Raw genomic sequence first — 929 nt, forward strand, 5'->3', positions numbered from 1 at the left:
TCACCGTAAAGCGTTACGGCAGTCGAGATTTCCGCGAGCGTCCGTGCTTCTGTCATCCCCCGTGCACCAAGGTGTTCCATCGGCAGCACCTGAAGGATGGCGCAGCCATCGGAACGGATGCGCACGGCGGGAGTGGCAATCAGGGCAAAGACAGGCATGATGAACTCCATCACTCAGCGCGCCCTCGCGGGCGCACAGGTTTTCAGGGTTGGGTTTCAGGCGGCAGACGCCACGTCCTCGACGGACGTCTGACGTGTCGATGAGCTGAAAATGTATTGGGCCGCAGTTGAAGCCGCGCTCGCTGCGGTGAAAATGGCGCGCTTGTCAGCCTTCAGCAGTTCCAGCCAGTTCCCAATGTAATCCGCATGGCGGACCGTCGGCTCGATCTGCAGTTCCGCGCACACGAAAGCTGATGTCATCTCTGCCACCAGTTCCTCGGCCGCGTAGGCATAGTCCCCAAACCGCCTGCCGAAGGTGCGCGACAGCCGGCTTTCAGCCCCGGTCCAGTGCCCGATCTCATGAAAGACGGTTCGGTACCAATCGATCTGGTTGAAATAGGACTGCTGGGGCGGAACCCGGATGAAGTCCGCATCCGGGGCATAAAATGCCTTGTCACCACCGATGCGAATGTCCGCCCCGGTTTCGCGCATCAGCGCTTCCGCGTGCGGCACGATTTCGCGTTCCGGCAACGGCGCAGTCGGCGCAACCATGCTTTCCGGCAGGTTCTCGCACTGCTCAACATTGAACACCGTAAACCGCTTGAGAAACGGGATCCGGCGAGGCTCGTCGGAGCCCGATTCCGATTTTGGCGTGAAACGGTCAGCATAAAACACCGTCGTCCCCTTCTCGCCTTTCCTGACATTGCCGCCCTGCGCATGCGCCTGGCGGAACGTCAGCCATTTCTGGGTAGAAAACCCCTGCATCTCTAC

The 929-nt window shown here is 60.3% G+C and carries 1 protein-coding gene; it reads right to left on the reverse strand.

Annotated features, from left to right (window positions below; genetic code table 11):
* Positions 1-215: 215 nt before the first annotated feature.
* Positions 216-929 (reverse strand): ArdC family protein (locus B7449_RS18650; RefSeq protein ID WP_048884059.1); only part of this gene is annotated, 714 nt, incomplete at its 5' end.

The organism is Komagataeibacter intermedius TF2 (genome assembly GCF_000964425.1).
Lineage (GTDB): Bacteria > Pseudomonadota > Alphaproteobacteria > Acetobacterales > Acetobacteraceae > Komagataeibacter > Komagataeibacter intermedius.